At 61.3% G+C, this 18,687-nt stretch carries 16 protein-coding genes; 5 read left to right on the top strand and 11 right to left on the bottom strand.

Going from position 1 to position 18,687, the window contains the following annotated elements:
* Positions 1–22 precede the first annotated feature (22 nt).
* Positions 23–1,258, bottom strand: a complete 1,236-nt coding sequence (locus IC235_RS16680) for a serine hydrolase (protein ID WP_191006331.1) — start codon at positions 1,256–1,258, stop codon at positions 23–25.
* Positions 1,258–2,373, bottom strand: coding sequence for a mandelate racemase/muconate lactonizing enzyme family protein (locus IC235_RS16675; RefSeq protein ID WP_191006330.1), 1,116 nt, complete (start codon positions 2,371–2,373; stop codon positions 1,258–1,260). Before IC235_RS16675 ends, IC235_RS16680 begins: the two co-directional genes overlap by 1 nt.
* 535 nt (positions 2,374–2,908) lie before the next feature.
* Here IC235_RS16675 and IC235_RS16670 point away from each other — a divergent pair.
* Entirely contained in the window at positions 2,909–3,829 is a 921-nt protein-coding gene (locus IC235_RS16670) for a T9SS type A sorting domain-containing protein (protein ID WP_191006329.1), read from the top strand.
* A gap of 225 nt (positions 3,830–4,054) precedes the next feature.
* Here IC235_RS16670 and IC235_RS16665 read toward each other — a convergent pair whose 3' ends face one another.
* Positions 4,055–6,538 (bottom strand): glycoside hydrolase family 31 protein, encoded by a 2,484-nt coding sequence (locus IC235_RS16665; protein WP_223847368.1) that lies wholly within the window; start codon positions 6,536–6,538, stop codon positions 4,055–4,057.
* A 197-nt stretch (positions 6,539–6,735) separates the two neighbouring features.
* Between IC235_RS16665 and IC235_RS16660 the strand changes: the two genes are divergently transcribed.
* The 4 genes from IC235_RS16660 (at position 6,736) to IC235_RS16645 (ending at position 11,212) form a co-directional block, all read left to right on the top strand.
* Positions 6,736–8,055 (top strand): glycosyltransferase family 4 protein, encoded by a 1,320-nt coding sequence (locus IC235_RS16660; protein ID WP_191006328.1) that lies wholly within the window; start codon positions 6,736–6,738, stop codon positions 8,053–8,055.
* Between the two features lie 185 nt (positions 8,056–8,240).
* Positions 8,241–8,711, top strand: coding sequence for a YdeI/OmpD-associated family protein (locus IC235_RS16655; protein ID WP_191006327.1), 471 nt, complete (start codon positions 8,241–8,243; stop codon positions 8,709–8,711).
* Between the two features lie 85 nt (positions 8,712–8,796).
* Complete coding sequence (locus tag IC235_RS16650) at positions 8,797–10,662, top strand: glycoside hydrolase family 13 protein (protein ID WP_191006326.1); 1,866 nt, start codon at positions 8,797–8,799, stop codon at positions 10,660–10,662.
* Between the two features lie 289 nt (positions 10,663–10,951).
* Complete coding sequence (locus IC235_RS16645) at positions 10,952–11,212, top strand: DUF7710 domain-containing protein (RefSeq protein ID WP_223847367.1); 261 nt, start codon at positions 10,952–10,954, stop codon at positions 11,210–11,212.
* A gap of 42 nt (positions 11,213–11,254) precedes the next feature.
* Here IC235_RS16645 and IC235_RS16640 read toward each other — a convergent pair whose 3' ends face one another.
* The 8 genes from IC235_RS16640 to IC235_RS16605 form a co-directional block, all read right to left on the bottom strand.
* Positions 11,255–11,611, bottom strand: a complete 357-nt coding sequence (locus IC235_RS16640) for a DUF6713 family protein (RefSeq protein WP_191006324.1) — start codon at positions 11,609–11,611, stop codon at positions 11,255–11,257.
* A gap of 80 nt (positions 11,612–11,691) precedes the next feature.
* Positions 11,692–12,120 carry a hypothetical protein gene (locus tag IC235_RS16635; RefSeq protein ID WP_191006323.1) on the bottom strand — a complete coding sequence of 143 codons (429 nt, stop codon included), beginning with the start codon at positions 12,118–12,120 and terminating at the stop codon, positions 11,692–11,694.
* Positions 12,121–12,221: 101 nt separating this feature from the next.
* On the bottom strand, positions 12,222–13,076 hold the full coding sequence (locus IC235_RS16630) for a helix-turn-helix domain-containing protein (RefSeq protein WP_191006322.1): 855 nt from the start codon (positions 13,074–13,076) through the stop codon (positions 12,222–12,224).
* Positions 13,077–13,564: 488 nt separating this feature from the next.
* Positions 13,565–14,023, bottom strand: coding sequence for a DUF2147 domain-containing protein (locus IC235_RS16625; protein ID WP_191006321.1), 459 nt, complete (start codon positions 14,021–14,023; stop codon positions 13,565–13,567).
* A gap of 20 nt (positions 14,024–14,043) precedes the next feature.
* Positions 14,044–14,889 (bottom strand): oxidoreductase, encoded by an 846-nt coding sequence (locus tag IC235_RS16620; RefSeq protein ID WP_223847366.1) that lies wholly within the window; start codon positions 14,887–14,889, stop codon positions 14,044–14,046.
* 109 nt (positions 14,890–14,998) lie between these two features.
* Complete coding sequence (locus IC235_RS16615; RefSeq protein WP_191006320.1) at positions 14,999–15,562, bottom strand: TetR/AcrR family transcriptional regulator; 564 nt, start codon at positions 15,560–15,562, stop codon at positions 14,999–15,001.
* 167 nt (positions 15,563–15,729) lie between these two features.
* A complete protein-coding gene (locus IC235_RS16610) occupies positions 15,730–16,185 on the bottom strand; it encodes a macro domain-containing protein (RefSeq protein ID WP_191006319.1) in 456 nt (151 codons plus the stop codon).
* A gap of 355 nt (positions 16,186–16,540) precedes the next feature.
* Positions 16,541–18,589: an alpha amylase C-terminal domain-containing protein gene (locus IC235_RS16605; protein ID WP_191006318.1), complete on the bottom strand. Its 2,049-nt coding sequence runs from the start codon at positions 18,587–18,589 to the stop codon at positions 16,541–16,543.
* Positions 18,590–18,687: the final 98 nt, after the last annotated feature.

Raw genomic sequence — 18,687 nt, 5'->3', positions numbered from 1 at the left:
AGGCAGGTTCGCACGGTCCTTTTTACCGGTTTTTCTTTCGGCGACACTCGGCTTCGTACACCCGGCGGCCTAAGTCCCGCATAAAGGGGAAGCCGATAGCATCGTATTCGTACTTGTCGTCGTTGAGCACGCCATCGGCATTAACGTATAGCACGACGCTGAGCAGGAATTCTACTCCTTGCGCTGCGTCGACAATGTAGGCGTTATCGATGAGGAACCCGTACGCCTCACCAATTTTGTTGAACACCCGCACGCCCGGGGGTAACGGCGTGGTACCGCCCCCACCCAGTAAGAACTTCACGTAGGTGTCCGGGTAGTGAGCCGCGTCGTAGCGCGGGTGTACGCTTTCGCGGGGCAGCTGCGAAAGGGCTTGCCGGAGCAAGGCGTAATCTTCGGCAGCCAGGCGCAGGCGCTGAGTCGGCGGCCGGGTTTCGGGGAAGAGCACTGCCCGAAGCATCTGCTGCAAATCGAGCAACGAAAACGCGTTCTTCTGGCTGAAATCCACTGGACCGGGCACGAAAGTGCGGCCCTCCAGGTGGGCCTGCCCAATCGTTTCGTCCCGCATGGCCACGCGAGGCCAGGGGCCGGAGTAGAAGGCGGCGGGCTGCTGGTAAAGCAGTTGCGTGGCGGCTGTATCGGCGTAGAACGCCACGGGGTTGGTGTGGCGGCTGCCCGGCTCCTGGTCGCCCACCGAAAGGCGGTGCAGCAGGCGGCTGTGGCGCAGGCCCAACCGGGCCAGGCCCGCGTTCAGCGCGGCGGGCCCCACGAATTCGTAGAGCCGGTTAAAAGCATCATTGTCGCTTACCAACAAGGATTTGCGCACGTAATTAGCTACGCTTGGCCGGCCGGTGGCCGACGAGGTATCGCGGCGCACCCGCGTTTGGCCCGCGAAGGCCGAGTCGGTCAGCATCACCGATTCGGGCGTGAGGCCGGGGGTTTGCGAGCTCAGCGCCCGCAGTTTCTCGAGGGCCAGGGCCGCGCCGGCCAGCTTCACGGTGCTGGCCGGGTAGAAGTATTCGCGGGGCCGCAGCCGGTAGCCGTAGCTCCGGAAATGTGGCGTGCCGGCGGCGTCGCGCCGAATGCGGGTGTAGAGAATCTGGAGGCGATAAGCGTCGGGATGGGCCAGCACGCGGCTTAGGCCCGCAGTATCGTGCCGCAGCACCTGGCGCAACGGATTGCCCCATTGGGCCGCCACGGGGCCCGCCGCGGCCCAGAGGCCGGCCGCCAGCGTTAGGGTTCGAAGCAGGGGGTTTATCATTAGAAATGAACTTGCTCGGCGCGGCGCAGGTAGGCCTCATCAATGGTAGCACCCAGGCCCGGCCCGGTGGGCACCTCCACCACGCCGCCGGGACGGTAGCGGATACCGCCCACCACGGGGTCTTCGGTAAACAGGAGGGGCGTATCGAAGTCGCAGTGCCGGATGGCGTCGTTCGTGAGGGCGAGGTGGGCGGCGGCCGTCATACCCAGGCGCGACTCCAGAAAGCCTCCTACTTGCAGCGTCAGGCCGGCCGCCTGGCCGAAGCCCGCAATTTTCCGGGCCCGGTGAAAGCCCGACGACTTCCCGAGCTTGATGTTGAACAGCTGGCAGGCGTTTAGGGCAATGAGCCGGGCGGCGTCGTGCTCGTCGCCGCAGCTTTCATCGGCCATAATTGGAATGGGCGACGCGGCCGATACCCGGCTCAGCTCCATGAAGTGGTGGCGCAGAATGGGCTCCTCACAGTGCTCAATGTTGAATTCGGCCAAGGCGCGTAGCACCGCAATAGCTGCGTCGGCCGTTTTCCAGCCCTGGTTGGCATCAATGCGCAAGGGGTGCGTGGGCCCGATGCCGTCGCGAATAGCCCGAATTCGGGCCACGTCGGCCGCCAGTGTATCGCCCAGCTTCACCTTGATGGCCGGGAAACCCTCGTGCTGAAAGCGCACGGCGTCGGCCCGCATTTTAGCGGGCGGCCCGAGGCTCACGGTCATGTCGGTAGTTAGCACCTTGCGGTTATTTCCACCCAGAAACTCGTAAATCGGCAGGCCGGCGTGCTGGGCCGCGATGTCGTGCAGGGCCCCGTCGAAGGCGCTTTTAATACTGGTGTTGCCGTAGATGATGCGGTCCAACTCGGCCAGACAGCCCGCCAGGTCCAGGGCGTCGCGGCCTTTGAGGGCCGGGGCGAAGTATTGGGCCACGACGAAGCAGGTGTCGATGCTTTCGCCGTTGATGGTGAGAAAGGGGCTGCATTCGCCGTAGCCCGTGTGGCCATCGGCCGTTCGCAGTACCACCACAATATTTTGCACCGCAGTGAGGGGCCCGAGCGAAATAACGAATGGCTCGCGCAGCGGCACGAGCAGCTTGTAGATGCTGATAGACTCAAGGGTAGTGCCGGGCATGGAGCTGGGGAAGGAACCACGAAGAACGGCCCAATGCGCCGCATATGCAATTGGGCCGCTACATATGCAATACGGGCCCAGCCACCGACTCAGCTCGCGTACCCGTTCCCTGGCCCGAACCGGCGCCAACAGGGTAGGTTCGTCATCGGAGCCGCTAAGGCTTTTGGTGCGGTGCGCCGGCTGGAAGCCACTGACTACCTCTTTCAAGGTTATTGGTCATGTCCACTCACGCGCACCGTTTCGGAAACCTGGTCAATGCGGCGAAAAAGTCATGCGGTAATTACAAGTCCGGCCGCTTGTTAGCGCTCTACCAGGTCTGACCTTTTTAGCGCCGGGAGGTTCGCATGAACCCGTCTCGCCGCCTAAAACGAACGACTCCTGGCCTGCTGCTCTACCGCCATTTGGGCCATCGGCTATTTACATACCCGTACTCAGTGCTTACTTTAACGCAACGAATCACCACATCGGGGATTTCGTTATTACTTATTCTACATTAATCTTTTACATTCTCATTTTTACCCTTCAATTCCCCTTAATGAAATCAATTTTCCACCCTCTGCTTGCCCTCGCGGCGGTTGTGGGCCTGCTGGCACCGGCCCAAGCCCAAACATTTCCGAACAACTCCTTCGACACGTGGGCCACGCGCAACGGCGCGGAGGCCCCCGACGGCTGGCGCACAACCGACGACGTGATCCAGGACTCGCTCCGCATCCGGCTAATTACAAATACGGTGGTTAAAACGAACGTGGTGCAAAGCGCAAGCGGGCCTTTCGCCGCGCAGCTGCAAACGAAATCTCTGCTGGGCCAGACAATCCCGGGCATCGTCATTCTCGGGCCTACTACCAAAAGGCGTGCGCAGGTACCCGGCGGGATACCATTCACCGGCCGGCCGGCCGCGCTGGAGTTTTATTATCAGCTCAGCGGGGCGGAGGCCTTGGCCAACAAGCCGGCGGCGCTGGTACAACTTACCCGCTGGGTAAACGGCCGGACCCAAGTAGTAGCCAACGCGGGCTATTACTTCACTACCCTCACAAACACCTACACCCGAGTCTACCTGGGCTTGAACTACCAGTCAGCCCTTGTTCCCGATTCGGTGTCGATAGTATTCATTTCGGGCAGCGTTCAACCGCTGTCCACGAGCACCGTACTGCGCATCGACCAGGTTTCGTTCACGGGTACGGCTACCGCTACCCGTGACGCCGCCCTAGCTGGCACCATCAGCGCGGCGCCCAACCCCAGCCCCAGCGGGCGTTACGTGCTCAGCTCCCCCGAGGCCAGCCTACTGGCCGGCCCCTTGGCCGTGCGCGACGCCCTCGGCCGCGAAGTACACCGCGAAGACGCGCCCCGGCTCGCCGCCACCAGTCGCACCCTCGACTTGAGCGAGCTGCCCGCCGGGCTGTACACCGTGCAGCTCTTCACGCCGCGCGGGCTGGTCACCCGCAAGCTCGTGCGCTAAAGCGCATTACCCTACACCGCCACACAACGAAAGGGGCGCTCAGCGGAGTGCCCCTTTCGTTGTGTGGCACTCACTTGGCTGGAGAAATGATGCAAAAGCAAGTACGACTACCATTGATAAATGACAGGAACATGCTCCCACTGCTTGTTCAGTAAAGGAAAATAGAAAGTTGTTGCAAAAAAGGCGCTCTACGAGCGCCTTTTTAGTCTGAATCTATTAGAAAGCCTAAGCGACAGGAGTAGCCGGCGCGGCTACTTTCGCCACCACGGGCGGCACCACATTCACCCGCACCTCGCCGAAGCTGACCGGTACTACGAGGCTGGGCAGCGTGAGGCCCGTTTCCAGGGTGGCTTCGGTGACGACGGCAGGCTGGCCATCGGCCGAAACAGTAATGGGGCCGGGCAGGCCGTGCAGCACCACGCGGTAGGTGGCGTAGCTGGGTTGGTAGTCGCCTTCGATGGCCTGGGTGAGGGTGAGCCCGGTTTCGGAGCCGGTGAGGGCGAAGCGGCGCACGGTTTTCTGGCCTTCCTGGTAGGCGTAGCCCTCACCGCCATCGTCGTAGTGCACACTTTCGGCCGTGCCATTTTTGTAGTACACGTGCAGGGTGAGCTCCTCAATGGGCTTTTCGCCCACGTACTGCAGCACGGGCTGCATGGGCACCACGGCCCCGGCGCGCACGAACAGCGGAATACGGGTGAGGTCGGCGGCGGCCCACACCTCACTGCCGCCGGCCGTGGGGGCATCGGTCCAGTAGTAAAACCAGTCGCCGCGGGGCAGGTACATCCAGCGGCCTTCGGCGCCGGCCTGGGTGATGGGACACACCAGCAGGTTATCGCCGAGGCCGAATTCGGCCATGCGCAGGTAGGTTTCGGTGTCGTTCTGGTCGAGGAAGGTGAGCGGGCGCAGCATGGGCAGGCCCTGCTCGGCGTACTGCCAGAAGGTAGTGTACATGTAGGGCAGCAGGCGGTAGCGCAGCTCAATGAAGTGCCGGGCCAGGTCGGTCACCGGGTCGCCGAAGCTCCAGGGCTCTTGGTCGCCGTGGTCGCCGGAGCTGTGAGTGCGGAAAAACGGGTGGAAGGCTCCCAGGGCAATCCAGCGGGCGTACAGCTCGCCGGTGGGGCTGTCTACAAAGCCCCCGATGTCGGAGCCAATGAAGCTGAAGCCGGAAATGCTCAGGCGCTGGCACTGGATGTTGGCCAGCCAGAGGTGCTCCCAGGAGGCAATGTTGTCGCCGGTCCAGCCCGAGGAGTAGCGCTGCCCGCCCGAGTACGTGCTGCGCGTAATAGTGAACGGCCGGTTGGGGTGGCAGAACTGCTTCATGCCCTGGGCCGTGGCCCGGGCCATTTGCATGCCGTAGATGTTGTGGGCCTTCTGGTGCGAGGCCCACAGGCCGTCGTAGTGGAAGCGCACGTCGGGCGGGAAGGTGCCTTTCTCGAACACGGCCGGCTCGTTCATGTCGTTCCACACGCCTTTCACCCCAATGTCCTGCACCAGCTCCCGGAACAAGCCCGCCCACCAGTCGCGCACCGTGGGGTTGGTGAAGTCGGGGAAGTTGCACAGGCCGGGCCAAACGGAGCCTTTCATCAGCGGGCCGTCGCCGCGGCGGCAGAAGTAGTCGTTGGCCAGGCCCTCCTGGTACACGGAATACTCGGGGTCGATTTTAATACCGGGGTCGATGATGACCACCATCTTAAAGCCATCGTCGGCCAGCTCCCGCACCATGCGCTTGGGGTCGGGGAAGTGCTCCTTGCTCCAGGTGAAGCAGCGATAGCCTTCCATGTAGTCGATGTCGAGGTAGAGGGCGTCGCAGGGAATCCGGCGCTGGCGCAGGCCAGCGGCGATTTCCTTCACGTTGCTCTCGGGAAAGTAGCTCCACTTGCACTGGTGGTAGCCCAGCGTCCAGAGCGGCGGCAGCTCGGGCGGGCAGGTGAGCAGGGTGTACTCCTGGGTTACCTCCATCAGGGTGGGGCCGTAGATGAAGTAGTAGTTCATCTCGCCGCCCTGGGCCCAGAAGCTGGTTACGTCGGCCCGCTCGGCGGCAAAGTCGAAGCTGGCCTTGAAGGTGTTGTCGAAGAAAATGCCGTGGGCAATTTTCTGGTGCAGCACGTGGTAGAATGGAATGTTCTTGTAGAGCGGGTCGGAGCCCTTGGTGTAGCCGTAGGTGTCGGAGCCCCAGTTGGTGAAGCGCTTGCCGCGCAGGTTCATGTTATCGGGCTTGTCGCCGAGGCCGTAGTAGTGGACGCCGGCGGGCACCTGCTTGCTCATCTTCACGATGTCGTTGCCGGTGTCGTAGTCGTACTCCCAATGAAAACCTTTTTCGTCGTCGCTCAGAATAGTACCCGAGCGGTCGAGCACGCGGGTTTTCAGGCTTTCTTTCTGAATGATGCAGATGAGGCGGGCCGTCGTGAGGCGGTAGTGGTCGGGCTTTTCGCGGAACTCGATTTGCTCGGGCGCGGGCCGCGGCCGGGTATCGACGGAGACGGCATAGGAGAAATCGGGCAGCAGCGGGCCATCGGTGAGGTAGCGGAAGCGCAGAATTTTGTCGCTGAGCACGTGCAGCAGCAGGCGCACGCCATTCTGACAATTGAACAGAAACCGGTTACCGTCGAGCTGTTCCGCTCGTATTACTTCGCCGGGGTAGTGCTCCTGGTGGCTTTGGGCCGCCAGGTCGTTGACCATGTAGTTATTTCCCTGAATTGAGGAGTCCATAAAGTGTATGCTGAGCAAAAGGCAGAAACGGCCGTGAAACCAGTTAAAAAAAGATCGGCGCGACCGGTTGGGCGGAGCTTAAGAGCGCAAGTTACTTTTTCCAGGCCGGCTTTTCACGGATATGTGAGCCGGCTTGCGTAGCATTGACGACTGATTAGTTCCCGCCCGGCCACTCCACTGACCAGATACTACCGCTCATGCTACCCACTACCCCGACCGATTTTTCTGTGCTACTGCTCGCCTGGGACGATGCCGATCCCAAGGTGGCCGTACTCGGCGGCTCGGCTCTACCCCCTACCCTGCCCTTGGTATACCAGCTAGCCACGCACCAGTCCGTGGTGGCCCTGTACCCGCACCTGCCCACCGAATCGGAAGCGGCAGCCCGCCCAACGCCCGAAACGGCTACTCCCATCGCTGCTGCTCCGAACCCGAAAGCCCCCCCCTCCGCGACGACTACCGATGCTTTGCCCGTCGCTACTACGGCGGGAGTACGGCTGCTGCCCGAGCCCGCGGCAACGGTCGCCGGCGCAGCGGCACCCATGGGGTTCCGGATCCTGTCGTCGCGCATCATTGGCCTGGACGACCTAGCACCCGACCGCCCCTCGCCACTGCCCGGCGCCCTGCTGCCACCACCTGCCCTAAGCGCGGCCGCTCCCCCGCCGGCTTCTCGCAGCCAATGGCCCACGGGTGCCGATGCGCCCTCGTTCTTCCGGGCCCAGGTACCGGCGGCCCCCTACGTGGGAGCCTGTTTCGAACCCACCCCGGGCCCCTCGGTTCATAGCTTGCCCGCGACTGTGGAGGGTGAAGCGGCCGAAGTAACCCTTGAAATCGCGCCCTCGGTACCCGCCGCTCAGGTGCCTACCCCCGCGGCCCCACCCAGCGAACAGCCAGCAGCTGAGGCTTCGACTCTGGCTCCCGACCCGGGCCCCGAGTTGCTCCCCGTAGCCCAGCCGACGCTGTTCGCCGAGCCCACGGACGAGCCGGGCCCCGCCGAAGCCATTGATCTGCTGGCCTCGGAGGATAATATCACGCCCGATGCGCCACTGGTCGCCATCCCAACCGCCGCCCCCGCGCCGGCAGCGGAGCCGCAGTCGGCCCCGCCTGCTCCCAGCGAACCCGTACCATTACGCCCAGCCCTCGACGGGCTGAATTACCGCATGATTCAGTATGCCCGCCAAGCCGCGCAGCTGGTACGGGGGCACACCAGCTTCGGCGTCATCTACGCGCCTAACTGGCCGGCCTGGCTGGCCGCTTTAGAAATTCGCAACAGCACCGGTCGGCCCCTGGTGGTTTACGCGGCCGGCTTAGCCGCCGACTTTGGCGGCCCAGCCGAGCGCGGCTGGCTGCTGGAAGTTGAGCGAATGACCCTCCGCCGGGCCCGCGTAATTTTAGTGCCGGACGAAAGCCTGCGCTACCGGCTCCAGGAGCAGTACGGCGCTACCATCGCCGAAGTGCGTGTGGTACCCGCCGCTGATGAGCCAGCCGTGCAGCGCGTGCTCAGCGAAGTAAGCCAGTAAAGCAGCACCGAACCACTAGCCAAAGCGGGCTGGGGTGAGCTGTTTGGGCCATGTGAGCGCGCACCTGCGCCCGTTAGTGGGCCGGCATCGCGCGCTCGACGCTAAACCCTGGTCAGGGCGCTGACTTACCGCAAAATGGCTTCCTTTGTCGGATCAAGCCACCTTTACGCCGCCAATCCCCCCGCATGCAGCCCGAACACGAATTTGAAGCGGTTTTAGAAGCCGGTGAGGCCGAGGGCGGGGTGTTGGTAGTGCTGCCGTTCAGCGTGGCCGAGGCGTATGGTACCCGCGGCCGGCTGCCCGTACGGGCCACCTTCGATGGCTACCCATACCAAGGCCAGCTCACGCCGCTTGGCGACGGGCACCACGCCCTGCTGCTCCCCAAGCAAATCCGGCGCGCCATCGATAAAACTCTCGGCGATACGGTACGGGTGGCCCTATCACGCGACGCAGCCGAGCGCAAACTGGAAGCGCCGGCCGACCTCGCCGAACAGCTGGCGACCGTGCCCAAAGCAGCCGCTTACTTTGCCAAGCTGGCCTACACCCAGCAGCGCGATTACGTGCGCTGGCTCGAAGGAGCCAAAAAGCCCGAAGCCCGGGCCGACCGGCGGCGCCAAATTGTGGAAATGCTCGCCCAGGGCCGCAAGCGGGGCTAGCGTGGCCGATAGCGGGCCCCCACGTATTTTGCACTGTTCTGTTTCCCGAGCCCCTTGGTTTCTCGCTTCATTCAACTTCATTCCCATGCACAAGAGCTACCTGCTGCTGGCCCTGCTACTTCCCCTGATGGCGGGGGCCCAGACCGTTACCATCGACCGCGTAAACCCGACCAACTGGTGGGTGGGCATGAAAAACCCCAACGTGCAGCTGCTCGTCCACGGCCCCGGCGCGGGTACGCTCACCTACAGCATTGCCTACCCCGGCGTGAAGCTGGTGAAAGCCAGCACCGTGGATAACCCCAACTACGCCTTTCTGGATTTGACCATCGCGCCCACGGCCAAGCCGGGGAAGGTGCAGTTGGTGGGTAAGAAAGATGGCCAAACCATCACCGAGGCCTGGGAGCTGCGGGCCCGCGACAACACGCCCAAAGCCCAGGGAGTAACCCCGGCCGACTTCATCTACCTGGCCATGCCCGACCGGTTTGCCAACGGCGACCCCACCAATGACAAGTTCGCCGACCTGCGCGACCCCAACATGGACCGGGCCAACCCCTTCTTCCGGCACGGCGGCGACCTGGCGGGGGCGGCCCAGCACCTCGGCTACCTCAAAGACCTCGGGGTGACGGCTATCTGGTTCACGCCCCTGATTGAAAACAACCAGCCCCTGACCAACGAGGGCGGCAGCATGCGCGCTTCCTACCATGGCTACGGCTTCACCGACCAGTACAACGTGGACCGGCGCTTCGGCGGCAACGAGGCCTATAAAGCCTTCGTGCAGCAGGCTCACCAAGCCGGCCTACGCGTGGTGCAGGATGCCGTGTACAACCACGTGGGTAGTATGCACTGGATTTTGCAGGACTTGCCCATGAAAAGCTGGCTGCACCAGTGGCCCACCTACACCAACACCTCTTACCGCTACCAGCCCATTACCGACCCTTACGCCGCGCCGAGCGACCGCAAAATCACCCTCGATGGCTGGTTCGTGCCCTTCCTGCCCGACCTCAACCAGCAGAACCCCTACGTGGCCAACTACCTGATTGAAAACGCTATCTGGTCGGTGGAAAACTTCGGTATTGATGCCTGGCGCATCGACACGTACATGTACAACGACCAGCCCTTTATGAACCGCTGCAACGCCGCCCTGCTGGCCGAGTACCCGCGCCTCCACATTTTTGGCGAGTCGATGGTGAACAACGTGGTGGACCAGGCGTACTACACCCGCAACAACATCAGCTTTCCCTTCAAGTCGAACCAGCCGGGGGGCATCGACTTCGTGCTCGAATACGGCATGCTCGACGCCCTGAAGCAACCCGTCAGCTACGACGGCGGGGTGCAGCGCTTCTACCAGACGCTGGCTCAGGACGCGGTGTACCAGGACCCTACCAGGCTGGTCACCCTGCTCGACAACCACGACCAAAACCGCTTCCTCTCCGAAGTCGGCGACGACTTGGACAAGTACAAGATGGGCCTGACCTGGCTGCTCACCACGCGCGGCATCCCCAGCATGTACTACGGCACCGAAATCCTGATGAAGAACTTCAAGGACCCCACCGATGCCGAGGTGCGCAAAGACTTCCCCGGCGGCTGGCCCGATGATAAGGAAAACAAGTTCACCGCCGCCGGCCGCTCGGCCCGCGAAAACGAGGCCTTCGACTTTGTGAGGAAACTGGCCACTTACCGCCGCGGCCATCAGGTGCTGCACACCGGCAAGTTGATGCAGTACCTGCCCGAAAATGGCCTCTACGTGTATTTCCGCTACGACGCCATCAACACCGTGATGGTAGCTTCTAACACTTCAGATAAGGCTGCCAAGCTGCCCACCGCCCGCTTCGTGGAGCGCACCGGGGGCTTCAGCAAGGCTCGTAACGTGCTGACGGGAGAAACGTTGAACGACATCTCCACCCTGGCCCTGCCCGCCAAAACGGCCGTGGTGCTGGAGTTGCTGAAGTAGCTAACACCAATTGCGGAATAGCCGCGTAGCGGCGGCAGGTTGGTAGCCTAAGAAGGAGAAGGTAAGAGCCGCGTAGCGGTGACAGACTCGTCTGACCACCCTGTCACCGCTACGCGGCTTTATCCGGGCAGGTGTTCTATTTTCTGCCAACCTGCCGCCGCGATGCGGCTAGTCCGCAACTAGGGGTAGCTATTCAGCACGGGTCAGGCCACGGTTAGGGTGCCTGCTGTAGATTTACGCATTCGAACCATACTGGAATATCATGGCGCAAGTAGCTACAGGATCTGGCGTGTGGGTCTTTCACGGAGTGGGCGGGCATTTTGCCAGTGGGGTGTTCACTACCCGCGAGAAAGCCGAGGCGTGGATTGAACACCACGGCTTAACCGGCGTGTTGACCCGCTATCCCTTGGACCAGGGCGTGTACGATTGGGCGCTGGAACAGCAAGCATTTCAACCTTCCAAGCCTGAACACACCCAAGCCAGCTTTATTCAGCGATTCACTTCTGCCAATCAGGAGCACTACCACTACGACCCACAAGACTTCGGGTGAGTAACCCACGCTAGCCTGGCAAACCAGCCTGCCGTTAAGGGCTTACCCCACCCACAGCTCCAGGGCCCCGGCGGCAGCGGCCCCCGCAATAATGCTCCAGGAGCCCCGGTCGGTGAATTCATTTTGTGGATGCCACAGAAACAGCAGGTGGAGCCCGCCGTGCACGAGCATGAACAGGCTCATGCCCCGGATAAAGCCCGGACGGCTCGCCTCACCGGCCAAAGCGACCAGCATAAAGTAGTAGATAGGGATATGAACCAGGAAAAACAGCCGTTTTCCCCAGGCATCGCTCAGGCCCGACAGGCCCGGAAATATTCGCCACTCCCGGCACCGTACCGCATCCATCTCGTGCAGCAGCAACAGGGAGAACCCCAGAAAAAAGGCAGAGTGACTAGCCATATACCATGATGGAGTAAATAAATAAAATCGGGAGTCGCTACCTCGGGGCGAGCCTTCCCGGCAGGGTAAGCGCCGGCTGGCTACCCAGCGGTTATCAGGTCTCGGGAACGCTCTCCGACGGCTTGTGACCAATGGCGCCCCCGCAACCCGTAGGCCAGCGCCAGGCCGCAGCCCACGCCCCACAGAATCCAGGCCGCCCCAAGCAGGACTACAGCCGACGATTCGCCATACAGGGATTGCTGAAACGTGAGGGCCAGGCCATCGAGCAGGGTGGCCACGCCGGTCATGACCACGGCTGAGTCGTAGAGCTCCGGGGGCGTTAAGCGCCCCAACCGCTTCGCAATCTGTATAAACAGCCAGCTCAGGGGCACCGTCGCCGCGTAGAGGGCCAGCAGTCGCGGCGGGTGCCCCGTAAAAAAGTACGGGCCGAAGTAGCGCACGAACCGGGCAGCGAACAACCAGAATACGATTCCCAGCACCAGGGAGAGCAGCAGTTTGCGCGTGTTCATAACGACCAGTAGGTTAGATGATTTGACAGAGGCAAAGGAAGCCGCTTCATCGCCCGGGCCGTGAGGGGCAAACGTGGGAATAGCTGGTAAAAACGTAAGAATTAGCCCTGGCGATACTGCTGCGGTGAGCAGCCAGCGGCCTGGCGGAACACCTTGCTGAAGTAGGCGGGGTCCTCGTAGCCCAATTCGTGGGCAATGGCCGCGACGGGGGTGGTGGCGTAGCGCAGCAGGTACTTGGCTTCGAGCACTTCCATGGCCCGGATCCACTGGCTGGGGGCACGGCCCGTGTTGGTGGTCACCATCTGGCTCAGGTGGCGCGGGGTAATGCAGAGCAGGTCGGCGTAGTCCCGCACCTGCTTTAGGCGCCGAAAGTGCTGGCTGACCAACTCCTTGAACTGTCGGCTGATTTGCTCCCCCCGGGTGGGCACTCCGGCCGCGGGCGTACCGACCGGGGCATACTCCCGGTTAACCAGCACGAACAGCTCGAGCAGGTACAGGCGCAGCAGCAAGGCATGGTCCGGACGTTGGGCAGTGCACTCCGCCTGCAAGTTGGCGAAAAGCTCCTGCGCCCGCTGGCCGGTGGCGGGCGAGAGGTTCACGACGGGACACCCGGCGGCCTGGAAGAAGCCAAACCCGTCGAGCAGCGACCGATTCAGGTGTGGGCTGTTCAGGAAGTCGTCGTCGAAAACGCAGTACACGAACCCCAGATCCGGGGAGGGGTCGGTGTAGCTGATAATCTGCCCCGGAAAGGTGCACACCACGGTGTGGGGCTGCAGCTCGTAGGACTGCAAGCCGATAGTTTCCCGGGCCGTTCCGCTGAGGGTCAAGCCGCAGGCGTACTGCATGATGCGCACCGGCGGCAGGTCGGGCAGCAGGCTGTGGTGCGAAAACAGTCGAAACCCGGCGCTCGCTGCCAACTCGGTGGGCCCTTGCGGCAGGTTGTAAACGGGAATCATGCGGTAAACCAAGGTTGGTAAGTAGCCGGTCAAAAGTACTGATATAGAGCAGGACGTTCTGCTATACACGAGTACTTGGGCACAAGTGCTTAAGGCTATAAGGCTAAGATAGAAGCCCCACCCCTGCCGGGCCGCTGCACAGAGCGCCCTTCTGCAAATCTTGGTTCGGCATGACGACCGACTGAAATTTTAGAGCCTTTCCCAGCCCGTGTCCCTGCGTCTGGCTTCTTTCTTCTGAGGGCCGTAGGCAAACATCCGGCTCGCTTCGTTTCACGATACCATTTGGCTCCCCGCTCTTGGGGCTTCGCGCCTCAAGCGAACCGGGGACGGAGTTTTCACGGCTGCGCCCAGTACCCAAACCTGAACACCGCTCTGACCCTACCTGGAAGTGGACGACTCCACGTTTGCCTATTGCCCGCTAAGTAGCCTTCTTTGGTAGGACCAGCATGATGAACTAGGTGAGTCCGTGTCAGTTTTCCCACCGCGGTCTATTTGCCGGGCCGGTCCCACAGAACGGTCCGGCCTAGCATGGAGAAGCCAAGGTACCCGCGCAATGCTATCCTGCCGTCTTTCCACTCGATATGGCAATTATATGTGCGTCCGCTCGGCGGATCGTAAATCTTCCCGTCGGTCCAGCGACCATCCTGGTAGGTCAGGCCCGTTAAGTGGATGATGTTTTGCAACGAGCGGGTACGCAGCTTGGGGTCAGGATTGTTAACATCTTTTTTAAACGTTTTGCCGTCGGCTTCCACCACTCGGTTGCCCCACAGCAATTTGCCGACGTAGTAATTGCCGGAGCGCATAATTTCCATGCGAGCGTCCTTGCTTTCCGACACCCAAATGCCCAAGATGCGGTCGGCCGGCGGCACGGACGATTGAGCCCGTACCGGCGCGGCTAGCAGCAGCAGCAATAGCCAGCCGAGCCAAATTAAAGCTGGTTTTTTCATGATAATTGGTGGTAAAGGAGTTACGCTTTAAATAGTTTGCGGAATTTTGAAGAATGCCCCCCAAAGCTGGTCGAAGCAGCGGTCGGGTAGCAGCCAGCGCAGGCCGATGACGACGCGGGCCGACGCCGGGGCCGTGTACCGAGCCCGCGGCCGGCGGGCCGACGCCGCTCGCCAAATGGCATCGGCCACCACCTGCGGGCTGGCCCCTGCTTTTCGTCGGTATCGCGGTACACTTGCGCGGCCGTGTGAGCCAGTTGGCGGTAGGCCCCGTGCCCGGAAACCCGGAGCAAGTGCTCGACGGCAATGCCCGCCCAATCCGTCTTGATGCTGCCCGGCCGAACCAACACCACCGCAATGCCGAAAGGCCGCAACTCGTTGCGCAGGCAGTCTGAAAAGCCTTCGAGGGCGAATTTGGTGGCCTGGTACCAAGTGCCCAGCAAGGACCACGTGCGCCCGCCAATGGACCCAATGTTGATGATGCGCCCCGCTCGCTGCTGGCGCATGGTGGGCAGAAAGAGCCGGATTAATTCGGCCAAGCCAAAAAGATTCACCTCGAACTGCCGACGCGCTTCTTCCAGGGGAACGTCCTCCAGCGCCCCGTACGAGCCGTACCCAGCATTGTTAACTAGCAGCGCAATGCCCTTGCGCTCGGCCAATACTTGCTCAACACACCTGGCGATGCTTTGGGCATCAGTCAGGTCCAAATAAACCAGCGTAGCCCCGGACGCTTCCAGATCTTGCATGGCCGCAAGGCGCCGGGCGGCAGCGTACACGCAAAAACCCTTGCTAAGCAGGGTTTGGACAGTGGCTCGACCGATGCCACTGGAAGCGCCCGTAACCAGCGCAACTTGAGGAGTTGGTTCCATGTTTATGATTGACTAGTCAGTCAAATTTTGGTTAAAAAAGGGGTTTAAACACTAATACTTTCCCAAAATGGGTATAGGTCTGGCACCAGATACCGCTACGCTTGTACGTTCAAACGCTAATACTTTCCCAGACTGCCTGAGCGGCCTGCTCCAGCAGATGGTTCTGCTCCTGCTCGGTAGCCGGATTAAGGAGCAAGAAATGAAAGAGAGCGAAGACCTGGCTGCTGACCATTAAAAACAACAATGGCACGGGTAGCGGACGCAACAGCCCGGCGCCTACGCCCTCAGCCAAGGCCTCCAAATGCCGTTGGGTTTGGCGTTGTACCTGTTCCGCGGACAGTTTACTTTGATAGGGCGATGCCTGAAATTGCTGAATGAAGCGAAACGCTAAGGGGTTCGCCAGGGCCCACCGGACCGATTCGGTAAGAAATTGCTGAAATCGCTCACGAACCGACTGGGTGGCCCAGGTATGCTGGTTGAGGTGCGCGTCCAACTCGTCCTTCACGTAAATATAGACGGCTACAATCAGGTCGTCTTTTGTTTTATAAGCATTGAAAAGGCTACCATTAGAGACCCCTGCTTCGGACGCTACCCGGCTGGTTGGGGTGCCGTGGAAGCCATTCTCCACGAAAAGGCGCAAAGCTGCGTCGATGATTTTAGAAGTAGAAGGCATGGTTGGACTGACTAGACACTCTAGATAAAAACAAAGGTAACCATCGCTTTTTACGACGCAAATTTTTCATAGTAGGATTTTCAGCAGCTACTCAATGGCGAATAATTTGCTCATCAGCTCATCGGGACTTCGCCAAGCCGCGGTGTAGTATAGACAAAAGGCCACTTTCACGGCTGCCATTCAACAAATACGTGGTCCTCCCCCGCCAATTCTTCTTCAATAATAGCGGCAATCACCGGCCATTCGCCCCCGGCTAACCCGGCCCCAATAGCCGGATAGCCGATGCGCTGGCCGGCGTACTCCTGCTTAATGCGGCGGAAGACCTGGCGTAAGGCATCGTAATCGGCTTTGCGCCCCCGGCCCTGCCAGTGGTACTGGGTGTAAGCGTTGAGGATGGTTAGCGCCTTGCCTCCAACCTGCACGTTCGCCACGGTATAGTGTCCGAGTTTGGCTTTATCTCCGACGGGGGTGGCTAAATCCGCTTCATAAGCCGCAGGAAATACCTGCTTGATGGTTTTGGCAATGCCGGCGCCCATGGTGCAAAAGCAGTTGCAGCCATGCACGATGACGTCGAATTCGCCAGCTTTTGCCTTCCGCACTAGGTCTCCTTTTTCCGTTCGCATCCTGTTTGAGCATTGGGTATATGGTGCTTCAAGGTAGTGGGTTTCCTACAACTTGGCTCCAGCCTAGAGGTGCTTATTCGAGTTGTATTATAGCGGTTCTAACATCAGTGTACAGGGCACAGCCGTTGAAACCTCACGGGACCCCTACGGGGCTAACCCCTCTCCACAGGAGAGGGGAGCCAAACATTGGGTACACTGACTGGTAAAATGCTCTAGAAGCCGTTTGCGTTAGTGAAAAAGCACTTTTGAACATCCTGCTCGATCTGGCGTCCGCTGGTCGAAGCAGGATCGCTTTTAATTTACTCAAACAGCTTCTCAATTTACCGAACTCCTTATTGCCCAAGGGACCCCGATGTTAGCTCATCGCCAACACCAACGCCACCCGGCTGGGCACGTACAGGCTGAGTTGGTGCTCGTACGTTTCGTATTCGAAGGATTCGTCGGGCCGGTCGAAGCCGCCGAACTGGCGGTTATCCGACGAGAGCACCACGCGGTATTTGCCCTCCTCCGTCACCCAGAAACGGTAGTCGGTCAGGCTTTTTTCGACGTGCAAGTTGACTACGAACACCAACCCGCCGCGCTCGAATACCAGCACCTTGTTTTCCTCGTCGTGCTTGAGCAAGGTGGCCGGGCCGGCGGCGAGCAGGTGCCGGGCGCGGGCCAGGTGCACCAGGGCCTTATCAAAGTTGCCCAGTTGCTGGAACTTCAGGTCGGGGTTGTCGGCCAGGCTCCACTGGCGGCGGGCAAAATGGTAGCTCCAGTTGTTGCCCTCGCGCGGAAAGTCGACCCACTCGGGGTGGCCAAACTCGTTGCCGATGAAGGTGAGGTAGCCTTCGCCCCCGGCCGCCAGCGTGAGCAGGCGAATGAGCTTGTGCAAGGCCAGCGCGCGGGCCGCGCCGGGGTCCGGGTCGTGGGCCTGCATATGGGTATAAATACCGGCATCAAACAGCCAATGGGCCAGCGTTTTGTCACCCACCAGGGCTTGGTCGTGGCTTTCGGCGTAGGCAATGGTCTTCTCCCCTACCCGGCGGTTGGTGAGGGTGTGCCAGAGGTCACCGAGCGGCCAGTGCTCGTCGGGGGTATGCTTGAGCAGCTTGATCCAAAAGTCGGGAATGCCCATGGCCAGGCGGTAGTCGAAGCCCACGCCACCTTCTTTAATTGGCCGGCACAGCCCCGGCAGGCCGCTCATGTCTTCGGCAATCAGCAGGCTGCCTTTTTTGAACTCGTGGGCCAGCGTAGTAGCCAGCTGCAGGTAGAGAATGGCATCCTCGTCGGCGGCCGGGCCGAAGTAATTGTCGTAGCCCACAAAGGCCACCCCCTCGCCGTGGTGGTGGTAGAGCATGCTCGTCACCCCATCGAACCGAAAGCCGTCGAAGTGGAACTCCTCGAGCCAGTAGCGCAGGTTGCTGAGCAGGAACTGCTGCACTTCGGGCCGCCCGTAGTCGAATAGCTTGCTGTCCCAGCCGGGGTGGTTGCCCCGCGCCCCTTTGTGGAAGTAGAGGTTGCCCGAGCCATCAAAATCGGCCAGGCCCTCGGCTTCGTTTTTTACGGCGTGCGAGTGTACGATATCGAGCAGCACCGCAATGCCGCGGCGGTGCGCCTCATTAACTAAAAACTTCAGGTCTTCGGGCGTGCCGAAGCGGGAGCTGGCGGCAAACAGATTGGCTACGTGGTAGCCAAACGAGCCGTAGTACGGGTGCTCCATAATGGCCATCAGCTGCACCACGTTGTAGCCGGCCGCCGCGATGCGGGGCAGAATATTTTCGGCAAACTCGCGGTAGGTACCCACCCGGCCTTCTTCGGTGGCCATGCCCACGTGGGCTTCGTAGATGAGCGGCTCCGGCACCGCGGCGGCAATTTTGAACTTCTGGTCAGTCCAGACGAACGGGGCAGCCGGACGCCACACCTGGGCCGCAAAGTCTTTGGTTTGTTCGTCCTGCACGGCGCGCCGGAGCGCGGCCGGCAGCCGGTCTTTCCCGCCGGCGGCCGTCACGACGTGCACCTTGTAGCGGCTGCCCGGCGCGAGGCGGTCGAGATACTCACTGTCGGGCAAAAACACCTCCCACACCCCAAAATCCAGGCGCTGGAGCGGGTTGGCCCGACGGTCCCAGCCGTTGAAATCGCCAATCAGGGCCAGCGCTTCGGCGCCGGGGGCCCACTCGCGGTACACGTAGCCGCCGCGGCTGGCGTCGTGGTTCAGGCCCAGTTGCTGGTGGGCGGTGGCGTACTGGCTTAGGGAGCCGTGGTACTGCTCAATCTCGGCCAGCCGCGCCCGCAGCCGTTCGAGCCGCCGTTGCAGCACCGGCTCGTAGGGCACCAGCCAAGGGTCGTTCTTGGCGAGAGCCAGCGAAGGCCGACGCGGGGCCGGAGGAATGGTAGAAGCAGGGGTTTTTGACTTAGCCATGAGGAAGGGGGTTTACCCCAAAAGTAAGGGAACGACACGACGCGGCCCTGAGTGAGGAATCAGCAATCAAGAACGAGCCATAAAGGAGCTTGCGAAGA

The sequence above is a fragment of the Hymenobacter montanus genome (assembly GCF_014699115.1).
Taxonomy (GTDB): domain Bacteria; phylum Bacteroidota; class Bacteroidia; order Cytophagales; family Hymenobacteraceae; genus Hymenobacter; species Hymenobacter montanus.
The sequence above is the reverse complement of the archived record's forward strand: the minus strand, read 5'-3'. Positions and strand labels throughout refer to the sequence as shown.

What these genes read in the sequence shown, in the direction of transcription:
- IC235_RS16680 (WP_191006331.1), bottom strand. Translation starts at nt 1,258, where the DNA reads ATGATAAACCCCCTGCTTCGAACCCTAACGCTGGCGGCCGGCCTCTGG.
- IC235_RS16675 (WP_191006330.1), bottom strand. Translation starts at nt 2,373, where the DNA reads ATGCCCGGCACTACCCTTGAGTCTATCAGCATCTACAAGCTGCTCGTG.
- IC235_RS16670 (WP_191006329.1), top strand. Translation starts at nt 2,909, where the DNA reads ATGAAATCAATTTTCCACCCTCTGCTTGCCCTCGCGGCGGTTGTGGGC.
- IC235_RS16665 (WP_223847368.1), bottom strand. Translation starts at nt 6,538, where the DNA reads ATGGACTCCTCAATTCAGGGAAATAACTACATGGTCAACGACCTGGCG.
- IC235_RS16660 (WP_191006328.1), top strand. Translation starts at nt 6,736, where the DNA reads ATGCTACCCACTACCCCGACCGATTTTTCTGTGCTACTGCTCGCCTGG.
- IC235_RS16655 (WP_191006327.1), top strand. Translation starts at nt 8,241, where the DNA reads ATGCAGCCCGAACACGAATTTGAAGCGGTTTTAGAAGCCGGTGAGGCC.
- IC235_RS16650 (WP_191006326.1), top strand. Translation starts at nt 8,797, where the DNA reads ATGCACAAGAGCTACCTGCTGCTGGCCCTGCTACTTCCCCTGATGGCG.
- IC235_RS16640 (WP_191006324.1), bottom strand. Translation starts at nt 11,611, where the DNA reads ATGGCTAGTCACTCTGCCTTTTTTCTGGGGTTCTCCCTGTTGCTGCTG.
- IC235_RS16635 (WP_191006323.1), bottom strand. Translation starts at nt 12,120, where the DNA reads ATGAACACGCGCAAACTGCTGCTCTCCCTGGTGCTGGGAATCGTATTC.
- IC235_RS16630 (WP_191006322.1), bottom strand. Translation starts at nt 13,076, where the DNA reads ATGATTCCCGTTTACAACCTGCCGCAAGGGCCCACCGAGTTGGCAGCG.
- IC235_RS16625 (WP_191006321.1), bottom strand. Translation starts at nt 14,023, where the DNA reads ATGAAAAAACCAGCTTTAATTTGGCTCGGCTGGCTATTGCTGCTGCTG.
- IC235_RS16620 (WP_223847366.1), bottom strand. Translation starts at nt 14,889, where the DNA reads ATGGAACCAACTCCTCAAGTTGCGCTGGTTACGGGCGCTTCCAGTGGC.
- IC235_RS16615 (WP_191006320.1), bottom strand. Translation starts at nt 15,562, where the DNA reads ATGCCTTCTACTTCTAAAATCATCGACGCAGCTTTGCGCCTTTTCGTG.
- IC235_RS16610 (WP_191006319.1), bottom strand. Translation starts at nt 16,185, where the DNA reads ATGCGAACGGAAAAAGGAGACCTAGTGCGGAAGGCAAAAGCTGGCGAA.
- IC235_RS16605 (WP_191006318.1), bottom strand. Translation starts at nt 18,589, where the DNA reads ATGGCTAAGTCAAAAACCCCTGCTTCTACCATTCCTCCGGCCCCGCGT.